The sequence below is a fragment of the Exiguobacterium sp. EF_C8 genome (assembly GCF_054956715.1).
This window is the reverse complement of sequence record NZ_CM143264.1, coordinates 2499704-2523718: the sequence shown is the minus strand read 5'-3', so window position 1 is coordinate 2523718 and position 24015 is coordinate 2499704. Positions and strand designations below refer to the sequence as shown.

The following is a 24015-nucleotide window of genomic DNA, read 5'->3' as shown; positions in this document are numbered from 1 at the left end:
TATGTATGAAAAACCGCACTATGTAAATTAAAAGTGCGTACTTCTCAAGAATGCTCCTGCGGATTATATTTAGTCCTGTTCCTTCTTGAACGTCTGAAGGAAGTGTCAGGTACAACAATACAGAGAAGGATGGGAGAGATACAAAATGAAATTACAACTCGCAATTGATTTAGTCGATACAGCAGGTGCAATCGCTTTAGTCAAAGAAATCGGGGAAAACAATTTAGATATCGTTGAGATCGGCACACCGGTCGTCATCAACGAAGGGCTCCGCGCCGTCAAAGAAATGAAAGCCGCATTCCCGAACTTAACGGTCCTCGCTGACTTGAAAATCATGGACGCTGCTGGCTACGAAGTCAGCCAAGCTGTCGCACACGGTGCTGACATCGTGACGATCCTTGGTGCAGCGGAAGACATGTCAATCAAAGGGGCAGTCGAAGAAGCGAAAAAATCAGGTAAACAGATTCTCGTCGACATGATTGCCGTGAAAGATATCGCAACACGTGCGAAAGAACTTGATGCGTTAGGCGTCGACTACATCTGTGTCCACACAGGTTACGATCTCCAAGCGGTCGGTCAAAACTCGTTCGAGGATCTTGCGACAATCAAGTCGGTTGTGACAAATGCAAAAACAGCTGTTGCGGGTGGCATCAAGATGGAGACGTTACCGGAAGTCATCGCTGCACGTCCTGATCTGATCATCGTCGGTGGTGGGATCACAGGACAAGATGATAAACAAGAAACAGCGTCAACGATGCACCGGATGCTACAAGAGGCGTAAATGACACACATTCAAACGATTATCGAAGAGCTGACTTCGACGGTCGAAGCAATCGATGCGACCGAGACAAAAGAACTGGCAGACGCTGTGCTTCAAGCGAACCGAATCTTTCTTGCAGGAGCTGGTCGTTCCGGCTTGATGGGGAAAGCGTTCGTCATGCGGCTAATGCACATGGGACTCGACGCTTATGTCGTCGGTGAGACGGTCACAGCGAACTTGCGCGACGGTGACTTGTTGATCGTCGGTTCCGGATCGGGTGAGACGAAAACGTTGGTACCAATCGTCGAGAAAGCACAGCAACTTGGTGGAACGGTTGCCGTCGTCACGATCAATCCGACGTCGACGTTAGCACGATTAGCCGACTTGGTCGTCCAATTGCCTGGAGTTCCGAAAGAACAAACGGCATCAGCGGACGAGACGGTTCAACCGATGGGCTCGTTGTTCGAACAGACGATGTTGTTGTTCTATGATGGCTTGATTCTGCAGATCATGGAAGACAAACAGCTCGATTCGCAAACGATGTACGGGAAACATGCCAACTTAGAATGAAACATGCGAAACAGATTAGTTCTTTTCTTCAAATAGAAGGGGGCTAGTCTGTTTTTGTCTGTAGATTTTTCGCGTATGAATGCGTATTAATCAGAAATTCTCCTTTCCTTCTTTTCATAATTTTCTTAAAGACTTAGTCCCGCAACGTGAGATACTCAAAGAAAGGAAAAAAGAGGAAAAGGAGATTGTCATGCGATTTCAACGGATTGGTGTAATCAGTGCTTTACTCGCTGCAAGTATCTTGACCGGTTGTGCAGAACCGGACCAAATTCCGCCTTTGAATCAGCTTAGGTCACACTGGTTCGAGGATAATACTGCTGAAGATGTAAATAATCCCGATGCCATCGTGCAACGCATTAAAGCGAAGGACTTTTCAGAACAGGATTCGTTTGAAGCGGATTTCCGTCGTCACGTGACGTTTTACTTTAAAGATGGAACAAAAGCGCACCCGACTGAAGTTGATATCTGGAGCAGTATCGTTGTCGGAAATCATGCTTACGTGACGCTGCATTATCCAAAAGGAGCAGATCGTCTTGCTGTACTAGAGTATACCAAGCAAGAGAAGAACTGGATGTTAGGAGGCGTCTCTTATGACGACGTTCAAAATATTAAGAAGAGTAGTTCTGCTCGCGGCTTGAATTTACCGTTCTCGACATTCCAAGCGATTATGAGTAGTTCGACTCCTAATGGGGACGATAGTGTTTGGTTCTTCCACACGAAGTCCCAAACGATTCTTCTAACCGTTGTTCCGAAGCAAGACGTTCAAGGCGAGGACTGGAAGGAAACGACACTTGCGAACGGACAGACGGCTTATTTCGAGCAGAAACAAGGGAGAGCGAACCTCTATTACGTCGAGGACAACCAAATCGTCCTCCTGTCTGGTAACGTGTCGCTAGCACAATTAAAAAAATTAGCACGATCGATTGCTCCTGTCGAAGCTGCTGATTTTCCATATTCCTAAACAAAAAAATCCGGACGCTGCGGCATCCGGATTTTTGTTTTACCATTTGAAATCGAAATCAGCACCGACATCTTTTGCGAGATGGGCATCTGATCCATAGACGAGCGGAATCGATAACGACTGCGTGACTTGCAAGAGTTCCGGGTAAGGATAGGAAAGACCGCATAACGGCTTACGGAGTCCTGCCGTGTTGACGTCGAGTGTGAAGTTCGCCTGACGGATTTTCCGTAACGTGTCGTCGAGGTTCGTTGGGTTCGACTCAAGCGGATAGGCTTGGATGAACTTCGTCGGTAACGTTAAGTGACCGAGGCGCTTCGGCTGGTGTGCACCGAGGTCCGTCATGACGAGGGCTTGGATGCCTTCATAATAGCGTTCGTGTACCGCCGTGACGCTTCCGAGTTTCGTGACGATCTCACCGAAGCTTTCCTTGCTGAAGTCGACGCCGTAATATTGCTCATCGATGTATAAGTAATGCAGTGAAAGAATGCCGTCGGTTAAGACGTCAGCGTAGCGGGCAATGATGTCACGCGTACCGTCGACATGCCCTTCCCAGTAGTCGAACTCCATCCCGATCCGGATATCAATCTGATTCTTGTATGTCTCGCGGAGTTGTGTCAATTCCTTCAGGTAGGCATCGGCTGTCGCGAACGACATTCCGGAATCGTTATTCGGTGCGGGGTCCGTCAGACCTTCAGGTAGGGGGGCGTGTTCCGTGAAGCTGATCCGTTCTAAGCCTTGCTCTAACGCCCGCTCGATGTAGGCTTCGAGTGGATCCTTCGTACCGTGTGGACAATATGGACTGTGGACGTGACCGTCCCATTTCAATAATTGCATGATAAACCCTCCGATTTTTTAGAATTGGCAAGCAAAGCGATTGACAATGTGCCCGAAACGCGGTATCTTATCGTTAAATAATTTAGCGTGGTACAGTGATAATAAGATAAAGGAGTGGGAGTATGCAATCATTTTCTACGATTCGACTCAAGGATGGAGCGACGGACTACGTCGGTGCCTCGGCAACGCGGCTCCAGCAGGTCATCCGTCAGCTCGAAGATGGACTCGAACAATCTAACTATACCCGATTAATCACCCCCTTAATTGAGGAAATCGGTGGACGGGAACAGATTCGGATGGATTTTACGACTAGTGTCGCGCGTGCACTCAGCGAACGTGGTCGAGAACAATATAAACGTGTCTTCTACAGTGGCTCCGTCTTTCAACCGGAAGAGAAGTTCCAAGTCGGATTCGAGGAACGGGGACAAATCGCAGAAGTCGAAGCAATCCAACTCGGGGTCCGACTCGTCGAGGAACTGACAGGAAAAGAAGTCACCCTCTCAATTGGTGATGCTGGTCTAATCGAGCATTTGATCGAGACACGTGTCGGTGATCACCACTTACGCGACCAAGTGACGCAGATGCTCCGTTTACGTAACGTCATCGAACTGAAGCGGATCGCGGGTCAACTGGATGATGCTTTACTCGCGAAACTTCCTTTATTATTCGGACGCGAAGGAGCAGAGACGATCTTACCGTACGTTGACGAAACACGACTCAATGCCGTGCTTGATCTCGCGGAAGCCGTCAATGCCGATCTCGACTTCGGTCAAATGGGCTTACAGACGTACTATGACGGGATCACGATTCACGGTTTCATCGAAGGTGTGACGGAACCCGTCCTCGTCGGTGGACGCTACGACCGGCTCTATGAACAATTCGGACAAGAACAACAGGCGTTCGGCATCGGATTCTCGGTCGAACGGTTGGCGGAGGTGCTCTAAATGCGAATCGGAATTACGAAAGGACGGCTGTCGAAAGCGACAGAACGTTATCTGAAAGAAGCTGGCGTCGAGACATGGGGAGCCATTGAACGCGAACTAATCGTCAAACGAGGCGAGCACGAATTCGTCTTCATGAAAGGATCGGATTTGATCCCGTATGTTGCCCAAGGCGTTCTCGATGTCGCGATCACCGGCAGTGATATCCTACTGGAATCAGATCAAGAACTATCGGAACTCGCGGAATTACCGTTCGGTGTCTGCCGGATGTCCGTCTGTGCAAAGGAACCGTTGCAATTCGAAGGCGGACGCCGCGTCCGGATTGCGACGAAGTATCCGGTCATCGCAAAACGCTACTTCAGCGAACTCGGTGTCGACGTCGACATCGTACCGTTGAACGGATCCGTTGAACTAGCACCGTTACTTGGTCTTGCTGACGCAATCGTCGATATCGTCGAGACAGGTGAGACGTTACGGGCGAACGGACTAAATGAATACGAAAAAATCATCGATATCAGCGCTCGATTCTTTACGAGCGAATGGACGTTAAAACGGAAGCGGGTGGAAGTCATCCGCTTGCTCGAGCAATTGACAGAAGGAGTGACACGATCATGACACCGACAAAACCATTCAGCATCGATCGCGACACGGAGCTCGCGGTCCGCGCGATTCTCGAACGCGTCGCAACAGACGGTGACGCTGCTGTCCGCGATTACACGAACCAATTCGATCAGGTCGATCTCGAAGATTTCCGTCTCAGTGAAACACGGATCACACAAGCCTTCGAACAGGCAGACGCCAACTTGATTGACTCGTTGAAGTTGATGGCGACACGACTCGTCGAGTGGCACGAACAAGAACTACCGTCTGACATCGAACTCGTCGAAGCAGACGTGACACGACGCCAACGGTTCGTTCCCGTTGATTCGGTCGGGATCTACGTACCGGGTGGTGCAGCAAGTTATCCATCGACGGTCTTGATGAACGCGATTCCAGCGAAAGTTGCCGGAGTCGAACGCGTCGTCATGGTGACACCGATGACGAACTTAAGTGATGAGGTTCTCGTTGCGGCACGCATCGCTGGTGTGACAGAAATCTATACGATTGGTGGAGCACAAGCGGTCGCCGCGCTGACATTTGGAACAGAAAGCATCCAAGCCGTTGACTTGATCGTCGGACCCGGAAACCGCTTCGTTGCTGAAGCAAAACGCCAAGTCTACGGGATTGTTGGCATCGACTCGGTTGCCGGTCCATCGGAAGTTGTCGTCATCGCGGACGAAACAGCGCATCCGGACCGGATCGCAGCCGACCTCCTTGCGCAAGCCGAACACGACCGTGACGCTGTCGCGATCGCCTTCGTGCCAACGGAAGAGATGAAACAAGCGGTGGATGCAGAAATCGAGCGGCGCTTACAGCAATTGCCGCGTCAAGAGATTGCCCGTCGTGCGATGGAAAACGGTGGCGTCTTCGTCGCTCCACTTGAGAAAGCGATCGAAGAAGCGAACCGTCTCGCAGCGGAACACTTGGAACTTGCCGTTGCCAATCCACAAGAGGTCGTCAAGTCGATCCGTCACGCTGGGATGATCTTCCTCGGTCACGAGACACCGGAAACGCTCGGCGATTACGTCGCTGGAACGAACCACGTCTTACCGACATCCGGAACAGCTCGTTTTGCGTCTGGATTATCAGCGCGGACGTTCCTGCGTCACCAGACGATGCTCGAAGCCACACGCGCAGGCGTACAACGTCTCGCGAACGCAGCGAAGACCGTTGCCCGGGTCGAAGGACTCGAAGCACACGCACAAGCCATCGAAGTGAGGGAAGACTAATGCGATTACACCAAAACGAACGATTCACGACCCACAGTCCAGTCGGGATCGAAGCGATTCAAGAATTGATTGCAACGTTCCCTTTAAATGAATATCCTGTCGAGATCATCGATCAAGTCAAGGCGTCGTACGCGACGTACGCTGGTGTCCGTCCGACGCAACTCGTCGCCGGGAACGGCTCGGATGAGCTGATCGGCTACTTATGTGCCCGCTACGGCGGACCAGGGATGCCGGTCATCGCCTCGGAACCGGACTTCGTCATGTACCAGTTCTACGCTGACCGGGCACGGGCACCGTTTGAACGCGTACCGTTACTCGACGAGATGGCACTTGACGTCGACGGATTGATCGCAGCTCCTGGTGAGATCATCTTCTTGAGTCACCCGCACAATCCGTCCGGTGTCCTCCGGAAGGAAGCGGACATCCGTCGCTTGCTCGACAGTGGCAAATACGTCGTTATCGATGAGGCGTACATCGACTTCGCGCTCGAACAGTCGATGCTTCATTTACTAGAGGAATATCCGAAAGCGATCATCTTACGGACGCTCTCAAAAGCGTTCGGACTCGCATCGCTTCGACTTGGTTTTGTCATCGCGAGCGAACAAATCATTGAAGAAATCGAACAGATTAAATCACCGTACAACGTCTCTGGTCTATCAGCAGCTGTCGGCATCGCCATCATGGCAGAACCGGAACTCGATCGGGTCTTAGAAGAAACGTATGCGAGCCGTGAAGCGATCGAGCGGATTCTCGCGCCAATCGGCAAGACGTATCCGAGTGCAGCGAACTTCGTCTATGTCGAGTATCCGGAAGCCGAACGTTTTATGCAGCGTTGTGCTGACGCTGGATTACGGATCCGCTTGTTTGACCAAGCATTCCGTGTCAGTTGTGGATCACCAGAAGCGATGCAAGTATTAGAAACGTGTGTAGAGGAGGAATTACGATGCGGCGTGGCGCAAGCGAACGAGTAAGTGCAGAATCAGACATCAAGGTTGAGGTCGATCTCGCAGGAGGTCCCGTTGAAATCAAGACCGGTGTCGGGTTCTTTGATCATATGCTGACGTTATTTGCCTTTCAGGCCCGGATCGGTCTGAAGGTGACAGCAAAAGGTGATACGTGGATCGATGCGCACCACACGGTCGAAGATACAGCGATCGTCCTCGGGGCAGCGTTGACGGAAGCGCTCGGCGATAAAGCCGGGATTGAACGCTACGGCGAAGCCCGTGTACCGATGGATGAGACACTCGCGTCGGTCGTGCTCGATTTCAGCGGTCGTCCGTTCACGGTCTTCCGTGCTAGTTTCAAGAATCCGAAGCTCGGTGACTTTGATACGGAACTCGCAGAAGAGTTCTTCCAAGGCTTATCACGGAGTGCCCGGATGACGATTCATGCTGAAGTCTTATATGGTTCGAACACACACCACATGATCGAAGGGTTGTTCAAAGCACTCGGTCGGGCCGTCCGTCAGGCCATTGCCGTGACGAGCGAAGGCGTACCGTCTACGAAAGGGTTGATTGATCAATGATAGCAATCGTCGATTATGGCGTCGGGAATATCGCGAATGTCGAGCGGGCGTTAAAGGAGCTCGGCGAAGCAGTCATCGTCACGAGTGACACGGAGTTGCTCGACCAAGCGGAAGCACTCGTCTTACCGGGTGTCGGTGCTTATGCACCAGCAATGGAGCGCCTGAAGGAAACGGGACTCGTCGACTTCTTAAAAGAACAAGCGGAAAAGAAACCGTTTCTTGGGATTTGCCTCGGGATGCAACTGCTCTTTGAATCGAGTGACGAAGATGGACTGACAGAAGGACTCGGAATTTTACCAGGAACGATTGAAAAACTACCGAGTGACGTCCGCTTGCCGCACATGGGTTGGCACCAGCTGACGAACCACGGCGAAGCGGTCTATTTCGTCCACTCGTACGGCGCTGTTTGTGACCCAGAATGGATCGTCGACGCGGTTGAATACGGACGTCTTGTTCCAGCGATCGTTCAAAAAGGACAAGTCACCGGGATGCAGTTCCACCCAGAGAAGAGTGGCGAAGTCGGACTGAAACTACTGAAGGAATGGAGAGAGACGACATGCAACTCTACCCAGCAATCGATTTAATGAGCGGACAGGCCGTACGCCTGAAGCAAGGAGATTTTGACCAACAGACATTCTTCGGTGATGCGTTGACGATTGCGAAGCGCTTCAAGGAAGATGGGGCGACAGCGATCCACTTGATCGATCTTGATGGCGCGAAAGCCGGCGAACCGTTGCACTTGAACTTGATCGCCGACATCAAAAAGGAGACCGGTTTGTTCGTCGAAGCGGGTGGTGGTGTCCGTAACATCGAGACCGTCGAAGCATACGTCGGTGCCGGAATCGACCGGATTCTCGTCGGTACGGTTGCCCTTGAAGACGAGGCGTTACTCGAACAGATGATTGCCCTCGCTGGTGATAAACTGGCTGTTGCCTTGGATGCAAAAGAAGGCATCGTTCAAACACGCGGCTGGCTCGAAGCGAGCGGTTGGACGCTTGAAGAGGCGATGACACACTTGATCGGTAAAGGCATCAAGACGTTCCTTTATACAGATATTTCGCGTGACGGAATGATGATGGGACCGGACGTTGATGGACTCGATCGTTTAAAACGGGAAGGGGTCGAATTGATTGCTTCCGGTGGTGTGACGACAGTCGATGACGTCGCGCGCCTCAAAGAAATCGGGATGGACGGAGCGGTCGTCGGTCGGGCGTTACTCGACGGATCACTCGCCTTAAAAGAGGTGTTACGCGTATGTTGATGAAGCGGATCATTCCCTGTCTTGACGTCAAGGAAGGACGTGTCGTCAAAGGGGTCAAATTCCAAAACTTACGTGATCTTGGTGACCCGGTCGCCGTCGCGAAATACTATTACGAGCAAGGGGCGGACGAACTCGTTCTGCTCGATATCTCAGCAACACAAGAAGGGCGCGAGACGATGCTTGATATCGTCGAACGCGTCGCGGAAGTCATCTATATGCCGTTTACGGTCGGTGGCGGAATCAAGACGATCGAAGACGCGAAACGCTTGATTCGTGCTGGTGCTGACAAAGTCTCACTGAACTCGTCGGCGCTTCAAAATCCACAACTGATTCAAGAAGTCAGCCGCCTGTTCGGTGTCCAAGCGACAGTCGTCGCAATCGATGCGAAACAGACCGGCGACTCGTGGGGTGTCTTCTCACACGGTGGCACACAACCCGTCGGACGTGACGCAATCGAGTGGGCACAGGAAGCCGTTGCCCTGGGTGCCGGTGAATTACTCGTCACTTCAATGGACGCTGACGGAACAAAAGACGGCTATGATCTCGCCTTGATTCGTCGTTTGCGTGAAGTCGTCAACGTGCCGATCATCGCTTCTGGTGGGGTCGGAACACTCGATCACTTGGCGGAAGGTTTGGAAGCGGGCGCTGACGCAGCCCTTGCTGCTTCAATCTTCCATGAAGCGACATACACGATGCCGGAAACGAAAGCCTACCTCAAAGAACGGGGAGTCGAAGTCCGATGACGACATTGAATTTTTCAAAAGGACTCGTCGCTGCCGTCGTCGTCGACGAGCAGACGAACGATGTCTTGATGGTCGGCTTCATGGACCAAGCGGCGTATGATAAGACGCTTGCGACCGGTCTCGTCACCTTCTTCTCGCGGACGAAGAATCGTCTCTGGACGAAAGGGGAGACGAGCGGGAACACGCTTGAACTCAAACGGATGTGGATTGACTGTGATCAAGATAGTCTCTTGATCACGGTCAAAGCGAATGGTCCGACATGCCATACAGGAAATCGTAGTTGTTTCTATACGGAAGTGGAGGTGCCCGATGTTATACGAACTGGAACAGACGGTCAAAGCGAAGATTGAGGCGAAAGAAGCAGAATCCTATACGAACTATTTGATTGCTTCTGGATATGAGAAGATCGCGAAGAAGTTCGGCGAAGAGGCATTTGAAGTCGTTCTCGCTGGTAACGATACGTTAGCAGAAGAGACAGCAGACTTGCTGTATCACTTAACGGTCTTGCTCGCTGAGCGCGGTGTCTCATTCAAAGAAGTCGAAGCCGTCCTTAACGAACGTCACGGTACAAAATCGACGTTCAAGGATCGCCCGGATATTGAACAATGGTAAACGACATCCACATCGCAAAGGCGGTGTGGATTTTTGTATAAGCGGGAAAAGACAAACAGATGACGATTGTCATCAAATCGACAGAATCTTTCGATAGGCACGCTGTCGCTTCAGAGCGTATAATCAAAGTGTTAGTCTTGTGTCATTAGAAAGTAGGTGTTCGGTTGGTTACCAAAAAAGAACTTAAGCAAACGATCAAGCAACAATCGAAAGAAACGATCGAAGAGCTACTCGCAAAAGGTGACTCCTTAAAAGAGGAGATCGCCAGTGCCATTACACACGGATTGGGTGTCATTTTCAGTATCGTCGCGCTCGTGATGTTGATCCTGCAGGCGACGAAATCCGGCAGCGCTTGGAACGTCACTGCTGTCAGTATCTTCGGGGCAACGATGATTCTCCTTTATCTGTTCTCGACCTTGATGCATTCGCTGATGCATACGAAAGCAAACAAGGTTCTACAAATTTTAGATCATGCTGGCATCTATTTGTTGATTGCCGGTAGTTATACACCGTTCGCTTTAATCACACTCCGTGGTCCGCTCGGCTGGACATTGCTCGGAATCGTCTGGGGTGTCGGAACGCTCGGCATCATCTGGAAGCTTTATTCGACCGGTAAATATGTCTGGATCTCGAATGCGTCTTATCTGATCCTCGGCTGGTGTTGTCTGTTTGCGATCAAGCCAATCTATGAAGCACTTGGATTACAAGGATTCTTACTGCTCCTCGGTGGTGGACTTGCGTACTCGCTCGGCGTCATCTTTTACGTCTGGGCACGCTTGCCGTATAACCACGCGATTTGGCATCTGTTCGTCCTTGCTGGTAGTGTGTTGATCTTCCTGTCGATTTTCTATTACGTTGCTCCAGCGACGATGTCATGAAGAAACTACGGCTCCGGGACTGGCTCCCGATCACGCTGTATTTTATGTTTGGACTTGGATTGCTCCTGTATTTCCGGATGTCGGGAATGTTGGAGCAATTCGACATTCAAGCATTATCGGATTGGGTACGGAATCAAGGTCTGACAGGGATGTTGCTCTATGTGCTCGCTTATACCGTCCGACCACTCGTCTTTTTTCCGGCGAGTCTTTTGACCGTCTTTGGCGGCTATACGTACGGTCCGTGGCTCGGGACATTACTTGATGTTATTGGTGCCGGTACGGGTGGATTACTCAGCTTTTGGATCGCCCGGTTGCTCGGTCGCCGTGGAGTTGAGAAGTTGATCGGGAAAGGGAAGCTGAACGTACTCGACGAACGGATTGCAACGAACGGCTTTCTCGTCGTCTTGATCGTCCGGTTGATTCCGCTGTTTCCGTTTGACGCGATCAGCTACGCGTCCGGATTATCAAAAATCCGCTTTAAACAGTTCGCCATCGCGAACTATATCGGGATCATTCCCGGTGCGTTCGTTTACAACAATATCGGCTCAAGCCTTCGTGATCCGTTCTCGTGGCAGTTCTTCCTCGCGATCGGTCTGTATGTCTTATTCTTTGCCGTGGGACTTGTCGCACAACAGATTCTCAAAAATAAACAAAAGAAAGAGCGTATGTAAGCGCTTTATGTCATAATATAAAGGCAGAGATGTGAACCGATACGGTAAAACAGCCTAGCATTTATTTAGGGGGAATCATGAGTGATGGAAAAAGTACTACGGGATGGTTTTATCTTCTTATCGCAAAACAAGACATTGAACGGTCTCGCCAAGCGATACGGGCTTAAATTCGGAGCAAGTCGCTTCGTGGCAGGGGATTCATTGGAAGCATCAAAACGGGCGATCCAGGAATTGAACGCAAAAGGATTATGCGTCACGATGGACCATTTAGGGGAGTTCATCTCGACGGTAGCGGAAGCAGAGATGATGACACAAGAATGTATTCGTGCGGTTGAGATGATTGCGGAAGAAAAATTAGACTCGCAACTCTCGTTGAAACTGACATCACTCGGACTTGATATCTCGGACGACTTGATTCGTTCGAACATGGAACGGATTTTAACACGGGCAAAAGAACTCGGTGTCTTCGTCACGATCGACATGGAAGATGAGCCACGTTGTGAAAAAACGATTCAACTGTTTGAAGAATTGCGCCAATCTTTCGATAACATCGGTACGGTCATTCAGTCATACCTCTACCGGTCGGAAGATGATATCAAACGCGTCGGTCGCTTCGAGACGAATCTCCGGATCGTTAAAGGGGCATATAAAGAGCCGGCAACGGTGGCGTTCCCAGAAAAAGAAGACGTCGATCACAACTACATCAAGCTCGTGAAGTTACAATTATCACTCGGAAACTATGCTGCCGTCGCAACACATGACGATGCGATGATCGAGCAAGTCATCCGTTACGCTAAAGAAAACGGGATTGAAAAAGACCAGTTCGAATTCCAGATGTTGTTCGGCATCCGGGTTGAGCGTCAACTCGAACTCGTCAAACAAGGCTATAAAGTCCGTGTCTACGTTCCTTATGGACGTGACTGGTACGGTTACTTCATGCGCCGCTTAGCAGAACGACCGGCAAACGTTGCCTTCGTTCTCAAAGGAATGGTCAAAGGATAAGAAGAGAAGGCGATGCAACGCTGCATCGTCTTTTTTGAATTTAGAAGGGAGAGAACAAAATGGCTCGAACGGAACAACAGCTAAAAGAACTGCTACAACAAGACGCGAGTGTAACACCTGCGTTACTCGATGAGTTGCTTCTACATATCGGTTCGACGGATTCTGAGTTGCGGGATGGATTGGTCTATCCGCAGTTAGCGACCTACATCGCATCAGAGTCATTTACGATAGAAGACACCAATCGAATTTTCGATTTTATTTTAAGTGGGCATGGATTGATGTATAGAATGGGAACAGCGGACACAACAGCTGTCCTGACGCGATCATTTTCAGCATTAGCACTCGCTGAATTGTTAGTGATGGACAAAACCCGACACTTATTGACGCAAAGTCAGCTGGATCGGCTGTCGACTTACTTACAAACCTATTTGGAGCAAGAAAAGGATGTCCGTGGATTCATTGATGGAATGGGGTGGGCACACAGCATAGCACATATCGCAGATGTCTATGCGGTTTGGTTTACGCACCCAGCGAGTCGTCCACAGGAGGAGCTCGGAGCGATTGATGCGATGATTCGTCAGTTGATCCGATCCGATTATCTCTATGTCGATGAAGAAGCGGACCGGATGGTGACGGCGTGGTTGCAAGCTTGTCGTCATGGACTGTCGGAAGATATCCTATTGCAACGAATCGAACGTAATATTAAGGAGTGGCTTGAGAGTGACGTGACATGGGGAGATGCGGAGTGGACGACGTATCGTAACGTTAAACAGATGCTACAGACACTCTATTTCCGACTGAAATGGGAAGAGCAATCGGGTCTTGTCTTGGTTGAAGAGTGGTTGCGACAGGTACATCAGCGAACGCACGGAGAATGATTAGTCATAGTGTGACGGACGTCCCCAGCATCCTCAGACGGGAAGTATGTTCTTAAATGAAAGGGCGATTTTATTATGCATTTAGAAGTTAAAAGCTTTATTGAAATTCCTCCAGAAAAAGAAGAACTAGATAGTAATCAAGAATACCCAGGCTTTATAAAGATGACCGATTTAAAAGACACCGATGTATTTAATTATGCATTTGGCCGAGCTGACGGATATCCTTCTGGAAAAGTTGTTTTTTGTATAGATGGTGAACCACTTCCCTTTAACGCACATGTAAGTGAGCTATACATGTTTTGGCACTCTTTAATAAAAAGTATATCAACAAGTGAATTCTACGATACCGAAAAATCAAACTGGTCTCTGCCATATGAGAGCGAGGAAGTCTCTTCTCACTTTATCATTCGATTTTTCTATCAAAAAAAAGTAGTAGAACTTTCTTATAAAAATCAAATCTTGGCTACTTTCCCACTAGATATGTATAAAAAGGCAGTCCTACAAGGATTTTTAGATTTTATGTGGCATACGAATTTAGAGTTTGAAACGATTGTTTATGATTCGCTAGGTGAAGAAATTGATTATGCTTTGATGAGAGAAGACACTGGAGATGATTTATATACGTGCCGCTACATTTTCTTACAATTCATGAAAGAAATCTATCGGCAAAAGAAATTTGATGTAAGTACTCTTATTGATTTCGATTTTAAGGTAAGTCGTTCTTTTTCTCGTTTGAAATATGACTTGGAGGATTGAAGCTGTAAAAAGTACTTTTTAAAATACTAAGCGAATTTTTCTTAAGTGGACGATCTTGAGTCACAATACTCATTACGGATACTCGTGTGATGAAGACAGCGTGGCTTGCAGTTTCGAACTGGATGAACTAAGTAAAAATGGTCTCTTACCGCCTGGTGAGAGACCGTTTATTATATTTAAGCTACCTCACATGTCTTCACCCGACTCCTACAGGAAAAAGCGCGACGTTTCATCTCGCGCTGTCAGAGACAAACAAGACCCGGATTCATCATCCGAAGGGTGAAGAAGACTGGCTTGTGTCTCGCCTGAGGAAAGCGGGTGAGAAGACAGTGAGGAGACTCCTTTTACTTCTTGAGATCAATTAATTAGGTTCCACGATATTTCCTAACAATAGCATACCCGCGAATATAAGGATGATAAGGAACACGGCAGTCTGTGGATGAAATCGTTTTTCTTGATACCGTCTAAAAAGTCGCTTTCCGAGTTCAGGTACAACCATGAAGAAAACCATAAACAATAAGAAAAATTGCCATCGCTCCAAAATATTAAGAGCCTCAATGTAATAGATAAAAACGATACCTAGAGCGATCAAAATAAAAGTATAAAAAGTACTATATGACATATTTATCTCTCCCTCACAGCCGTCGTCTGAAAAGCAAATAAACACGAGAAAGCATGTGCTTGATCAAGTAGACGATGCCCCGTCATGACGGCTCCTTCCTTTTGGATGACTGCTTCATCGAACAACGTCCAGCCACACTCTTTTGCTAGCTGCAGTAATTCCCACGGCATCATCGTATTTCCCATCGCGACTTCTTCGCCATAGAGACGACGGTAGGCGAGTTGTCGAGGTGCTGCTGTCGGACCGAGTAGGCTGATGACGACAAGCGGGGCGACGCGTTCGATTTCTTGTAGCACTTGAACGGGACGTGTCGACCATTCGAGTGAGTTAACGGCGAGGACGACATCAAACGCATGATCAGCGAACGGTAACACTTCGCCAGTCCCGACGATGAATGTCTGCTCGGGTGATTTTTCACGGGCGATCCGGATCATCTCATCTGAGACATCAAGTCCGACTGTCTGAAAGTCCGGTGTCAGTAAGCGACAGGCTGCACCATCACCGCAACCGAGATCAAGCAAACGACCACCGGTGATCGTTTTTCGTAAGAACGGCAAAACGGTTTTTCGGCTGCCGTTCGTCCACATATCGTCAGCGCGATCCGCCCAGTCGGCGGCTTTTTGATTCCATACATGCTCGGTTTGACTCATTTTCAACCACTCCTTTTTATCAGTCTAACAGGAAAATTTGTCCATTGACTGATTTTTTATTGCTACTGAATCATTATTCATTTATGATGAAGATGTAGAAGAAGCACACCAAAGTCGTTCGGCTTCTTTTTTTGTCAGTATAATGAATGGTTATTCATTCAATTTAAAATCAGGGGGTATATCATGGCGAGTCAAATCGGTCAGCCGACCACAATCCAGTTGACGAAACACATCCAATTCGCCGTCATCATCGGTTCAGGGGTGATGGGTGCAGGCATCGCGGCACATCTTGCGAATGCTGGCATACGGACATTGATGCTTGATATCGTACCAAAAGAACTTACGGCACAAGAAGAGAAGCAGGGCTTGACGCTGAGTGATCCGCGCGTCCGCTCCCGCATCGCGCGCGATAACCGCGAAAAACTCTTGAAACAAAATCCAGCACCACTCGCGTCGAAAAAATTGATCGATTTCATCGAGGTCGGAAACTTAGAAGACGACTTAGAGCGTCTGAAGGAAGCGGACTGGATCGTTGAAGTCGTCGTCGAACGACTCGACGTCAAACAGCAATTGTTCGCAACGATCGAACCGTTCATTCGGGAAGACGCAATCGTCAGTTCGAACACATCCGGCATCTCGATTGAAGCGATGCGCAAAGGGCGCTCGGAATCGTTCAACCGTCGTTTCCTCGGGACACACTTCTTTAACCCACCACGTTATCTGAAGTTGCTTGAGTTGATTCCAACGTCAGACACGGATCCGAGTGTCGTCGACTTTATGAAACAATTCGCAGAGGAACGACTCGGGAAAGGCGTCGTCATTGCGAAGGATACACCGAACTTCATCGGCAACCGAATCGGGACATACGGTCTCCTCGTGACGATGGATGAGATGAAAAAAGGTGGCTATTCGATCGGGGAGGTCGATTCGGTCACAGGTCCATTACTTGGTCGCCCAGGGTCAGCGACGTTCCGGACACTCGACGTCGTCGGCATCGACACGTTCGTCCACGTTGCAAACAACGTCTATGACTTGTTGCCAGGAGGCGAAGAGAAGGAGACGTTCGCGGTTCCGACTGAGATGCGTCGCCTTGTCGAACAAGGAGCACTCGGTGCGAAGACGGGTCAAGGCTTCTATAAGAAAGTCGGAAAACAGATCCTTGAACTTGATCTCGAGACATTCGAGTACGTCGAAAAGAAAGCGCTTACTGAACCGTCAATTGGACAAGCCAAAGCACTTCCGGGCGCAAAAAACAAACTGAAAGCCGTCGTCTTCGCACAAGATCGTGTCGGCGCCTTACTCTGGCCGATCCACGCGAAAACATTGCTCTACTCGGCTCAGCTGACTGGAGAAATCGCAGACGACATCAAAGCGATCGATGAAGCGATGAAATGGGGCTTCGGTTGGAAGATGGGACCGTTCGAGACATGGGACGCACTTGGTGTCGAGAAAACGGTCGTGAAGATGAAACAAGACGGTTACGCGGTACCAGCATGGGTCGATGAGATGCTCGCAGCAGGAAAAACGAGTTTCTATGATGCGTCCGGTCGTCATTATGACACAACGACACAAGACTACGTCGGAGCAACGGTCAATCCGAAGGAAATCCGCCTCCGTGATGTCCGGAAGTCAAACGGTGTTTTACTAGAGAACAACGGAGCGCGCTTGCTTGATATCGGTGACGATGTCGCAGTCCTCGAGTTCACATCGAAGAGCAATGCAATCGGTGTCGACATCATGCAGATGATCGAACAGTCAGTCGATCTCGTTGAGAAAAACCACCGTGGTCTTGTCATCGCGAACGATGGCAAGAACTTCTGTGTCGGTGCGAACCTAGCGATGATGCTGATGGAAGCGGAAGATGAGAACTGGTTCGAACTCGACTGGATCATCAACAAGTTCCAACAATCGATTCAAAAGATTCGTTACGCATCGCGTCCGATCGTCGCTGCTCCACAAGGGATGACGCTTGGTGGCGGTACAGAAATCTCGCTTCCGGCAGCTCGCCTGCAAGCTGGTCTTGAAACGTACATGGGTCTCGTCGAAGTCGGTGTCGGTCTAATTCCAGGAGGCGGCGGAAACGTCAATACGTACCGTCGACTGTTAGAAAACACACCAGACGGACTCGTTAATATCGAGAAAGCAGCACAAAAAACGTTCGAAAACGTCGCGATGGCAAAAGTCTCAAAATCAGCCTTTGAAGCACGCGAACTCGGATATGTCCGCTCCGTTGATCAGATCTCGATGAACCGAGATCACTTGACGTATGATGCGAAACAACTCGTCCTTGAACTGGACCGGACCGGCTACACGGCACCAGCGAAAGCGAAGATTCCAGTCGTCGGTCGTGCTGGTAAAGCGACGCTGGAACTCGCGACACGCGAAATGTTCTACGGCGGCTATATCTCGGAACACGATTTGAAAATCGCTAGTAAACTCGCACACGTCATCGCCGGCGGAAACGTCGCCTTCGGTAGCCACGTCGATGAACAATATATGCTCGACATCGAACGGGAAGCATTCTTGAGCCTGATCGGTGAGATGAAGACACAACAACGGATGCAGCACATGCTCGTTAAAGGCAAGCCGCTTCGTAACTGAGGACTGGGGGGATTCGGATGAAGGAAGCAGTAATCGTCGCCGGTGCACGAACACCGGTCGGAAAAGCAAAAAAGGGCGCATTCAAATCGATGCGCTCGGATGAATTAGCAGGCATCGCCATCCAAGAAACGTTGAAACGGTCCGGTTACACGGGAGCGGTCGATGACGTCATTCTCGGATGTGCCTTACCGGAAGCAGAGCAGGGGATGAACATTGCCCGTTACGCTTCAGTCCTCGGTGGTTTATCCCATGAGGTACCGGCAATAACGATCAACCGGTATTGTTCAAGTGGACTACAATCGATCGCTGACGCGGCGATGAAGATCATGACAGGGCAAGCAACTGCGGTTGTCGCTGGTGGACTTGAATCGATGAGTCAAGTTCCGATGCCAGGTCACGTCGTCCGACCTAATCCGTCGATCGTCGACACGGCACCGGAATACTACATGAGCATGGGGCACACAGCGGAGCAAGTCGCTGCGACCTACAATGTCTCACGGGAAGATCAAGATGCGTTTGCGTTGAAGAGTCACCAAAAAGCAGCGGCAGCTATCGCAGCTGGTAAGTTTGCTGACGAAATCGTCCCGGTAACGGTGACGGAACAATTCGTCAATAATGAACTGAAAATCGAAGAGAAGACATTCATCGTCGAACACGATGAAGGCGTTCGTCCGGATTCGTCACCGGAAGGTCTTGCAAAACTTCGCCCAGCGTTCCGCCTCGGCGGTAGCGTCACAGCAGGGAACTCTTCGCAGACGTCAGACGGTGCGGCTGCTGTCCTCGTCATGGAACGGGAAGAAGCAGAACGCCAAGGGTTACCGATTCTCGGAAAGTTCAAGTCGTTTGCGGTCGGTGGTGTCCGTCCGGAAGTGATGGGAATCGGACCAGTCGTCGCGATTCCGAAAGCACTTGAACTCGCAGGCATCACGCTTGAAGACGTCGGATTGATCGAGTTGAACGAAGCGTTCGCATCGCAGTCACTCGGTGTCATCCGCGAGCTTGGATTAAACGAAGACATCGTCAACGTCAACGGTGGAGCGATCGCCCTCGGTCACCCACTCGGTTGTACAGGAACAAAACTCACATTGACGCTCTTGCATGAAATGAAACGTCGGAATGTCCAGTATGGTGTCGTCTCGATGTGTATCGGTGGCGGAATGGGCGCAGCAGGCGTATTCGAACTAGTTGAAGGAGGAACAGGACAATGAGCCAAACGACAAACGAATTAATCAAAGGTGGCAGTTTCGTATTAGATGAGTTAGCGCCAGAACGTCTCTTCACACCAGAGGATTTCTCGGAAGAACACAAAATGGTCGGTGACATGACAGCGAAGTTCGTCGAAGATCGTGTCGTTCCTGTCCTTGACCGGATCGAAAAACACGAGTTCGAATTATCAGTCGGTCTCCTCCGTGAAGCAGGCGAGCTTGGTCTACTCGGTGCAGACGTTCCGGAAGCATACGGCGGCTATCAGATGGATAAGATTTCGTCTTCAATCATTACGGAAAAGTTCGCACGTGGCCGTTCATTCGCCCTCAGCTACGGCGCACACGTCGGAATCGGTTCGTTGCCGATCGTCTTCTTCGGAAACGAAGAGCAAAAGCAGAAATACCTGCCGAAACTCGCTTCAGGGGAGTGGATTGCTTCGTACGCATTGACGGAGCCGGGCTCTGGTTCGGATGCTCTCGGTGCCAAAACGACAGCTGTCTTGAATGAAGCCGGCACGCACTACATCTTGAACGGTGAAAAACAATGGATCACGAACGCTGGTTTCGCAAGCTTGTTCGTCGTCTACGCAAAAATCGACGGTGACAAGTTCACAGCCTTCCTCGTCGAAGGATCGTATCCAGGTGTCTCGACAGGTGTCGAGGAGCAGAAGATGGGGATCAAAGGGTCATCGACACGGACATTGATCTTACAAGATGCAGAAGTACCAGTCGATAACGTCCTTGGTGAAATTGGACGCGGCCACGTCATCGCCTTCAACATCTTGAACGTCGGTCGTTATAAATTAGCTGTTGGTGCTGTCGGTTCATCGAAACGGGCGATTGATCTCGCAGTCCAGTACTCAAATGAACGTAAGCAGTTCAAAACACCAATCAGCTCGTTCCCATTGATTCAAGAAAAACTCGCGACGATGGCAGCACAGACGTATGCGATGGAAAGCTCAGTCTACCGGACAGGTGGTTTGTTCCAAGATAGTCTTGATCAGCTGTCGGAAGAAGAGAGCAAAGACGGTAAGAAAATCGCCGATGCTATCGCGGAGTATGCGATTGAATGCTCGATGAACAAAGTCTTTGCTTCGGAAACATTTGATTATGTCATCGATGAAGCGGTTCAGATTCACGGTGGTTACGGCTTCATGGCAGAATACGAAGTCGAGAACATGTACCGCGATTCACGGATCAACCGGATCTTTGAAGGAACGAACGAGATCAACCGTCTCCTCGTACCAGGAACATTGCTGAAGAAAGCGATGAAAGGCGAGTTACCATTGCTTGCGGAAGCACAGCGTCTGCAACAAGAAGTGATGAGCTTCATGCCGACTGACATCGGAACAGCGCCACTCGATCGCGAACGTCACTTACTCGCGATGATGAAGAAAATCTTCTTATTGACTGCCGGAACAGCGGTCCAGAAATACCAGGACAAACTTCAAGGCGAGCAAGAGATCTTAGCGAACACAGCCGACATCATGAGTGCAATCTATGCGCTTGAGTCAGCGATCGTCCGGACGGACAAAGCGATTGCCGATAAAGGCATCGAGAAGAGCGAACTGAAAGTCCGTTATACGGAAGTCTTCGCGCAACAAGCATTCGAAGCTGTCGAGCGTGACGCGAAAGAGACTCTCTACGCGGCAGCAAGCGGCGACGAACTCCGGATGTTGCTCTCGGCACTCAAAAAATTCAGCCGTTATCAGCCGATCAACGTCATCGGTACGAAACGCGTCATCGCAAAACGCCTCATCGAATCAAACAAATATACGGTCTAAGTCAGGTTTACCGCTTCGCCTTTGCAGGGAAAATCTCTGTAAAGGCGAAGTTTTTGGTTGAGGAGGGAAAACGAGATGCGCCAAGAATTGGTTGAACTGCAATTTGCGATTGCCTACTATCAATCCCTTGAACGTTTGTCGCCAGAAGAATGGAATCTGCCGCTTGCCCTGAACAAGTGGACTGTCCTTGAGTGCGTCAGCCACCTCTATTTATGGGACCGGTTTTATTATGATCATGCCATCTCGAAGTTACCGGACGAACCGCTGACACTCGTCGAGACGGATTTCGATCAGTTCAATCGATTGGCGGTCGAGTATGCGCATCATATCGATCCGCTTGCCTTACTGAAGAAAGCGATCAGTGTCCGGCGTGATATCGTCGATCACCTCAATCGTCTGTCTGATGAGCAATTTGCGGCGACCTATGAGAATTTCCGACCGCAAGAATTCGTCGAGTCGTTCGTCGCCCATGACGCCCATCATCAAGATCAGATCGACGGGGCGCTCGCACGCTTGAAGCAGAAGTGATCCATCTGCTACTCTTGGAAGTGAGGTGATGAACATGACAACAACAGTCACGATGTACGGCTACCCGAAATGTAGTACGTGCGTCAAAGCAAAAAAAGCACTCGAACAACACGGTGTCGAAGTCGATTACAAACATATCGTCGAGGAGACACCATCTGCTGCAACGATTCAGGAACTTCATCAAAAGAGTGGAGAGCCACTGAAGAAATTCTTCAACACGAGCGGTCAATCGTATCGTTCGCAAGGCATCAAGGACAAACTCCCTGAGTTATCAGAAGACGAGCAATACAAGTTGCTCGCAAGTGACGGCATGTTACTGAAGCGACCGATCGTTACAGACGGAAAAGACGTCACGATCGGCTTCAAGGAAGAAATGTATCAAGGAAAATGGTATTAAGTTCAGAGTCGATTTTGGTATACTGAACACGTTAGTCCAAATTAGTCCACAGGGGGAATCGGAAATGAGTCAAGTAAAAGACAACTTACGCTATTCGGAAGAACATGAATGGGTCGAAGTATCAGGAAACAAGGCGCGTATCGGAATCACGGATTTCGCGCAACACGAACTCGGGGATATCGTCTTCGTCGAATTGCCTGAAGTCGGGGATACGATCTCAGCAAACGAGCCATTCGGTTCAGTCGAGTCGGTCAAGACAGTCTCGGAATTATACGCACCGATCTCTGGTAAAGTCGTTGCCATCAACGAAAACCTTTCGGATTCCCCAGAACTCGTCAACGAGTCACCATTCGAAGGCGCTTGGATGGTCGACATCGAAATCGAAGATGCTTCACAAGTCGAGGCATTGATGGACGCTGCAGCGTACAAATCGATGATCAACGAGTAATACTTAACGAAAAGAGAGTGAACGAGGCGCTTGCGTTTCGTCCGCTCTCTTTTTTTTGTATACTGACGACAGATACCACGAAGAAAGGAGCGACCGTCATGCAAGAAGTCACGACCGTCCCGGAAAACGGGCTATTGTATGTCTATGCACCGATGTGCGGGACATGCGCTATCGCGGAACGAATGCTCGATATCGTCGAAGCGACGGAATCAGGTCAATCGATTCAGAAGGCGAACGGGAATTTCATTCCGGATTTCTTAGAAGAAGCCCGTGTCATGAGTGTTCCTGCGTTGTTGCGAATTGAAGAAAACCAAGTCGTAGAGCGACTTTATGCTTTCCAGTCTGTCCAAAACGTCTTTGCTTTCTGTCAAGAACGGTAAGAAAAGTCCGATTGGATTTTTCTTTTTGTTAAATTGTCGGAATATTTACAATAATCCGTTGACAACGCAGAAATATGAATGGTATATTCATAACAACTTCTAGAAATGCATTATAGGAAGTCTAGCAGAGATGATCGTTCAATACGATTCAAGTCCTGAACCCTTTCTCCCATCCTAAGCCGGTGTATTGTTTCCCCTTAAGTCGTCCCCCAAAGACGAAGCGGTGCAATGAACGGGTGGTGGATCGAAAGGACCGATCAGGAAGTGAACGTAAGCTGGCGATCATGTCGAACAGGCGCCGTCCTCCACGCGGAAGAGCGAACAATTCCGAATGGAGCTGGGTTTTCCTTCGTAGCATTTCTAACCACATTATTCGTGTTGTCGGTTCGCCGGCAACGCCTTTTTTTTGTTTTCTGGAAGTTTTTCGAGCCGGTCGCTTGCCAGGATAGAATCTCCTTGCTACAATGCGAATAAGGAAAATTACTTTAATTCATATCCGATTACTCGGAATTAACTGGTGAGATGGAGGACGACAAGGCATGACAGTACGTTTTATGGATGTTTTCACAGAATGGGCATCAACGTATGACGAGACAGTAACCGGACATGATCCGGAGTATAAAGAGGTTTTTCGTCGATACGATGAGATTTTGGATACAGTTGCGGATAAAGCGCAGTCGCCGGTCATTGAATTCGGAGCAGGCACAGGGAACCTGACACAACGTCTTCTGGCACGTCACGACGCCGTACTCGCCGTCGAACCAAGTCCGGAGATGCGGGCAATCCTGACGGAAAAGATTCCGTCACTTGATGTACAAGACGGTCACTTCCTCTCGTTCGAGGCGAAGGAAGCACGCAGTTTTGTTTCGACGTATGCGTTTCATCATCTAACAGATGAGGAAAAGGGAGAAGCAATCGAACTGATGGCATCACATTTACCGGCAGACGGAAAAATCGTCTACGCGGATACGATGTTCGTCTCAGAAGAGGCACGCCTGCAAACGATCCGTGAAGCACGTGCTCAAGGGTTTGATGCGTTAGCGGAAGATCTCGAACGCGAGTTTTACCCGTTGATTCCAGTCATGGAAGAATTGTTTACATCACGAGGATTCACTGTTAAATTTATACAATACAATCACTTCGTCTGGCTCGTAGAAGCCGAGAAAATGGGGGAATAAA

General features: G+C 49.6%; 26 protein-coding genes and 1 pseudogene. 25 read left to right on the top strand and 2 right to left on the bottom strand.

Annotation, left to right across the window (positions count from 1 at the left end):
• The first annotated feature begins 145 nt into the window (after window positions 1-145).
• The 3 genes from hxlA to ACY2IG_RS13395 all read left to right on the top strand — a co-directional run bounded on the left by hxlA (window position 146) and on the right by ACY2IG_RS13395 (window position 2291).
• A complete protein-coding gene (gene hxlA / locus ACY2IG_RS13405) occupies window positions 146-781 on the top strand; it encodes a 3-hexulose-6-phosphate synthase (RefSeq protein WP_214805356.1) in 636 nt (211 codons plus the stop codon).
• Window positions 782-1330: a 6-phospho-3-hexuloisomerase gene (hxlB, locus tag ACY2IG_RS13400; RefSeq protein ID WP_058713829.1), complete on the top strand. Its 549-nt coding sequence runs from the start codon at window positions 782-784 to the stop codon at window positions 1328-1330. It abuts the gene before it with no gap.
• A gap of 190 nt (window positions 1331-1520) precedes the next feature.
• Window positions 1521-2291 (top strand): hypothetical protein, encoded by a 771-nt coding sequence (locus ACY2IG_RS13395; RefSeq protein WP_462618013.1) that lies wholly within the window; start codon window positions 1521-1523, stop codon window positions 2289-2291.
• 39 nt (window positions 2292-2330) lie between these two features.
• Here ACY2IG_RS13395 and hisJ read toward each other — a convergent pair whose 3' ends face one another.
• Complete coding sequence (gene hisJ / locus ACY2IG_RS13390) at window positions 2331-3125, bottom strand: histidinol-phosphatase HisJ (protein WP_462618012.1); 795 nt, start codon at window positions 3123-3125, stop codon at window positions 2331-2333.
• Between the two features lie 122 nt (window positions 3126-3247).
• Between hisJ and ACY2IG_RS13385 the strand changes: the two genes are divergently transcribed.
• The 14 genes and pseudogenes from ACY2IG_RS13385 to ACY2IG_RS13320 all read left to right on the top strand — a co-directional run bounded on the left by ACY2IG_RS13385 (window position 3248) and on the right by ACY2IG_RS13320 (window position 14221).
• Window positions 3248-4069 (top strand): ATP phosphoribosyltransferase regulatory subunit, encoded by an 822-nt coding sequence (locus ACY2IG_RS13385; protein WP_462618011.1) that lies wholly within the window; start codon window positions 3248-3250, stop codon window positions 4067-4069.
• The gene (gene hisG / locus ACY2IG_RS13380) at window positions 4070-4681 is read left to right on the top strand and encodes an ATP phosphoribosyltransferase (RefSeq protein ID WP_023469189.1); all 612 of its coding nucleotides are present in this window, start codon (window positions 4070-4072) and stop codon (window positions 4679-4681) included.
• On the top strand, window positions 4678-5895 hold the full coding sequence (gene hisD, locus ACY2IG_RS13375) for a histidinol dehydrogenase (protein ID WP_029342453.1): 1218 nt from the start codon (window positions 4678-4680) through the stop codon (window positions 5893-5895). Before hisG ends, hisD begins: the two co-directional genes overlap by 4 nt.
• The gene (locus tag ACY2IG_RS13370) at window positions 5895-6866 is read left to right on the top strand and encodes a pyridoxal phosphate-dependent aminotransferase (RefSeq protein WP_462618010.1); all 972 of its coding nucleotides are present in this window, start codon (window positions 5895-5897) and stop codon (window positions 6864-6866) included. Before hisD ends, ACY2IG_RS13370 begins: the two co-directional genes overlap by 1 nt.
• Window positions 6839-7420, top strand: a complete 582-nt coding sequence (gene hisB / locus ACY2IG_RS13365; protein WP_462618009.1) for an imidazoleglycerol-phosphate dehydratase HisB — start codon at window positions 6839-6841, stop codon at window positions 7418-7420. Before ACY2IG_RS13370 ends, hisB begins: the two co-directional genes overlap by 28 nt.
• Window positions 7417-8004: an imidazole glycerol phosphate synthase subunit HisH gene (gene hisH, locus ACY2IG_RS13360; RefSeq protein ID WP_029342451.1), complete on the top strand. Its 588-nt coding sequence runs from the start codon at window positions 7417-7419 to the stop codon at window positions 8002-8004. Before hisB ends, hisH begins: the two co-directional genes overlap by 4 nt.
• Window positions 7977-8681 carry a 1-(5-phosphoribosyl)-5-[(5-phosphoribosylamino)methylideneamino]imidazole-4-carboxamide isomerase gene (hisA, locus tag ACY2IG_RS13355; protein WP_029342450.1) on the top strand — a complete coding sequence of 235 codons (705 nt, stop codon included), beginning with the start codon at window positions 7977-7979 and terminating at the stop codon, window positions 8679-8681. Before hisH ends, hisA begins: the two co-directional genes overlap by 28 nt.
• The gene (hisF, locus tag ACY2IG_RS13350) at window positions 8675-9424 is read left to right on the top strand and encodes an imidazole glycerol phosphate synthase subunit HisF (RefSeq protein ID WP_023469183.1); all 750 of its coding nucleotides are present in this window, start codon (window positions 8675-8677) and stop codon (window positions 9422-9424) included. Before hisA ends, hisF begins: the two co-directional genes overlap by 7 nt.
• Window positions 9421-10036 (top strand): annotated as a pseudogene (gene hisIE, locus ACY2IG_RS13345) (bifunctional phosphoribosyl-AMP cyclohydrolase/phosphoribosyl-ATP diphosphatase HisIE). The gene hisF and the pseudogene hisIE overlap by 4 nt, the downstream one beginning before the upstream one ends.
• Before the next feature lie 218 nt (window positions 10037-10254).
• Entirely contained in the window at window positions 10255-10914 is a 660-nt protein-coding gene (trhA, locus tag ACY2IG_RS13340; protein ID WP_035396436.1) for a PAQR family membrane homeostasis protein TrhA, read from the top strand.
• On the top strand, window positions 10911-11585 hold the full coding sequence (locus ACY2IG_RS13335) for a TVP38/TMEM64 family protein (protein WP_290779020.1): 675 nt from the start codon (window positions 10911-10913) through the stop codon (window positions 11583-11585). Before trhA ends, ACY2IG_RS13335 begins: the two co-directional genes overlap by 4 nt.
• An 84-nt stretch (window positions 11586-11669) precedes the next feature.
• Window positions 11670-12587, top strand: a complete 918-nt coding sequence (locus ACY2IG_RS13330) for a proline dehydrogenase family protein (protein WP_029342446.1) — start codon at window positions 11670-11672, stop codon at window positions 12585-12587.
• A 59-nt stretch (window positions 12588-12646) separates the two neighbouring features.
• A complete protein-coding gene (locus ACY2IG_RS13325) occupies window positions 12647-13465 on the top strand; it encodes a DUF2785 domain-containing protein (RefSeq protein WP_462618008.1) in 819 nt (272 codons plus the stop codon).
• Window positions 13466-13540: 75 nt separating this feature from the next.
• Complete coding sequence (locus ACY2IG_RS13320) at window positions 13541-14221, top strand: hypothetical protein (protein ID WP_368914603.1); 681 nt, start codon at window positions 13541-13543, stop codon at window positions 14219-14221.
• Window positions 14222-14845: 624 nt separating this feature from the next.
• On the opposite strand, the gene ACY2IG_RS13315 is transcribed toward ACY2IG_RS13320, so the two are convergent.
• Window positions 14846-15493: a class I SAM-dependent methyltransferase gene (locus tag ACY2IG_RS13315; protein ID WP_462618007.1), complete on the bottom strand. Its 648-nt coding sequence runs from the start codon at window positions 15491-15493 to the stop codon at window positions 14846-14848.
• A gap of 183 nt (window positions 15494-15676) precedes the next feature.
• Here ACY2IG_RS13315 and ACY2IG_RS13310 point away from each other — a divergent pair, with 183 nt between their 5' ends.
• The 8 genes from ACY2IG_RS13310 to ACY2IG_RS13275 all read left to right on the top strand — a co-directional run bounded on the left by ACY2IG_RS13310 (window position 15677) and on the right by ACY2IG_RS13275 (window position 24014).
• Window positions 15677-18094, top strand: coding sequence for a 3-hydroxyacyl-CoA dehydrogenase/enoyl-CoA hydratase family protein (locus ACY2IG_RS13310; RefSeq protein WP_462618006.1), 2418 nt, complete (start codon window positions 15677-15679; stop codon window positions 18092-18094).
• Between the two features lie 17 nt (window positions 18095-18111).
• Entirely contained in the window at window positions 18112-19302 is a 1191-nt protein-coding gene (locus ACY2IG_RS13305; protein WP_462618005.1) for an acetyl-CoA C-acetyltransferase, read from the top strand.
• Window positions 19299-21083 (top strand): acyl-CoA dehydrogenase family protein, encoded by a 1785-nt coding sequence (locus ACY2IG_RS13300; protein WP_308101878.1) that lies wholly within the window; start codon window positions 19299-19301, stop codon window positions 21081-21083. The genes ACY2IG_RS13305 and ACY2IG_RS13300 overlap by 4 nt, the downstream gene beginning before the upstream one ends.
• A gap of 75 nt (window positions 21084-21158) precedes the next feature.
• Window positions 21159-21611 (top strand): DinB family protein, encoded by a 453-nt coding sequence (locus tag ACY2IG_RS13295; protein WP_308101877.1) that lies wholly within the window; start codon window positions 21159-21161, stop codon window positions 21609-21611.
• Between the two features lie 34 nt (window positions 21612-21645).
• On the top strand, window positions 21646-22008 hold the full coding sequence (locus ACY2IG_RS13290; protein WP_290752257.1) for an arsenate reductase family protein: 363 nt from the start codon (window positions 21646-21648) through the stop codon (window positions 22006-22008).
• A 64-nt stretch (window positions 22009-22072) separates the two neighbouring features.
• Entirely contained in the window at window positions 22073-22456 is a 384-nt protein-coding gene (gene gcvH / locus ACY2IG_RS13285; protein ID WP_029342437.1) for a glycine cleavage system protein GcvH, read from the top strand.
• 98 nt (window positions 22457-22554) lie between these two features.
• Window positions 22555-22836 (top strand): thioredoxin family protein, encoded by a 282-nt coding sequence (locus ACY2IG_RS13280; RefSeq protein ID WP_023469167.1) that lies wholly within the window; start codon window positions 22555-22557, stop codon window positions 22834-22836.
• A 539-nt stretch (window positions 22837-23375) separates the two neighbouring features.
• Window positions 23376-24014, top strand: a complete 639-nt coding sequence (locus ACY2IG_RS13275) for a class I SAM-dependent methyltransferase (protein ID WP_290774097.1) — start codon at window positions 23376-23378, stop codon at window positions 24012-24014.
• Window position 24015 lies beyond the last annotated feature (1 nt).

What these genes read in the sequence shown, in the direction of transcription:
- hxlA (WP_214805356.1), top strand. Translation starts at nt 146, where the DNA reads ATGAAATTACAACTCGCAATTGATTTAGTCGATACAGCAGGTGCAATC.
- hxlB (WP_058713829.1), top strand. Translation starts at nt 782, where the DNA reads ATGACACACATTCAAACGATTATCGAAGAGCTGACTTCGACGGTCGAA.
- ACY2IG_RS13395 (WP_462618013.1), top strand. Translation starts at nt 1,521, where the DNA reads ATGCGATTTCAACGGATTGGTGTAATCAGTGCTTTACTCGCTGCAAGT.
- hisJ (WP_462618012.1), bottom strand. Translation starts at nt 3,125, where the DNA reads ATGCAATTATTGAAATGGGACGGTCACGTCCACAGTCCATATTGTCCA.
- ACY2IG_RS13385 (WP_462618011.1), top strand. Translation starts at nt 3,248, where the DNA reads ATGCAATCATTTTCTACGATTCGACTCAAGGATGGAGCGACGGACTAC.
- hisG (WP_023469189.1), top strand. Translation starts at nt 4,070, where the DNA reads ATGCGAATCGGAATTACGAAAGGACGGCTGTCGAAAGCGACAGAACGT.
- hisD (WP_029342453.1), top strand. Translation starts at nt 4,678, where the DNA reads ATGACACCGACAAAACCATTCAGCATCGATCGCGACACGGAGCTCGCG.
- ACY2IG_RS13370 (WP_462618010.1), top strand. Translation starts at nt 5,895, where the DNA reads ATGCGATTACACCAAAACGAACGATTCACGACCCACAGTCCAGTCGGG.
- hisB (WP_462618009.1), top strand. Translation starts at nt 6,839, where the DNA reads ATGCGGCGTGGCGCAAGCGAACGAGTAAGTGCAGAATCAGACATCAAG.
- hisH (WP_029342451.1), top strand. Translation starts at nt 7,417, where the DNA reads ATGATAGCAATCGTCGATTATGGCGTCGGGAATATCGCGAATGTCGAG.
- hisA (WP_029342450.1), top strand. Translation starts at nt 7,977, where the DNA reads ATGCAACTCTACCCAGCAATCGATTTAATGAGCGGACAGGCCGTACGC.
- hisF (WP_023469183.1), top strand. Translation starts at nt 8,675, where the DNA reads ATGTTGATGAAGCGGATCATTCCCTGTCTTGACGTCAAGGAAGGACGT.
- ACY2IG_RS13335 (WP_290779020.1), top strand. Translation starts at nt 10,911, where the DNA reads ATGAAGAAACTACGGCTCCGGGACTGGCTCCCGATCACGCTGTATTTT.
- ACY2IG_RS13330 (WP_029342446.1), top strand. Translation starts at nt 11,670, where the DNA reads ATGGAAAAAGTACTACGGGATGGTTTTATCTTCTTATCGCAAAACAAG.
- ACY2IG_RS13325 (WP_462618008.1), top strand. Translation starts at nt 12,647, where the DNA reads ATGGCTCGAACGGAACAACAGCTAAAAGAACTGCTACAACAAGACGCG.
- ACY2IG_RS13320 (WP_368914603.1), top strand. Translation starts at nt 13,541, where the DNA reads ATGCATTTAGAAGTTAAAAGCTTTATTGAAATTCCTCCAGAAAAAGAA.
- ACY2IG_RS13315 (WP_462618007.1), bottom strand. Translation starts at nt 15,493, where the DNA reads ATGAGTCAAACCGAGCATGTATGGAATCAAAAAGCCGCCGACTGGGCG.
- ACY2IG_RS13310 (WP_462618006.1), top strand. Translation starts at nt 15,677, where the DNA reads ATGGCGAGTCAAATCGGTCAGCCGACCACAATCCAGTTGACGAAACAC.
- ACY2IG_RS13305 (WP_462618005.1), top strand. Translation starts at nt 18,112, where the DNA reads ATGAAGGAAGCAGTAATCGTCGCCGGTGCACGAACACCGGTCGGAAAA.
- ACY2IG_RS13300 (WP_308101878.1), top strand. Translation starts at nt 19,299, where the DNA reads ATGAGCCAAACGACAAACGAATTAATCAAAGGTGGCAGTTTCGTATTA.
- ACY2IG_RS13295 (WP_308101877.1), top strand. Translation starts at nt 21,159, where the DNA reads ATGCGCCAAGAATTGGTTGAACTGCAATTTGCGATTGCCTACTATCAA.
- ACY2IG_RS13290 (WP_290752257.1), top strand. Translation starts at nt 21,646, where the DNA reads ATGACAACAACAGTCACGATGTACGGCTACCCGAAATGTAGTACGTGC.
- gcvH (WP_029342437.1), top strand. Translation starts at nt 22,073, where the DNA reads ATGAGTCAAGTAAAAGACAACTTACGCTATTCGGAAGAACATGAATGG.
- ACY2IG_RS13280 (WP_023469167.1), top strand. Translation starts at nt 22,555, where the DNA reads ATGCAAGAAGTCACGACCGTCCCGGAAAACGGGCTATTGTATGTCTAT.
- ACY2IG_RS13275 (WP_290774097.1), top strand. Translation starts at nt 23,376, where the DNA reads ATGACAGTACGTTTTATGGATGTTTTCACAGAATGGGCATCAACGTAT.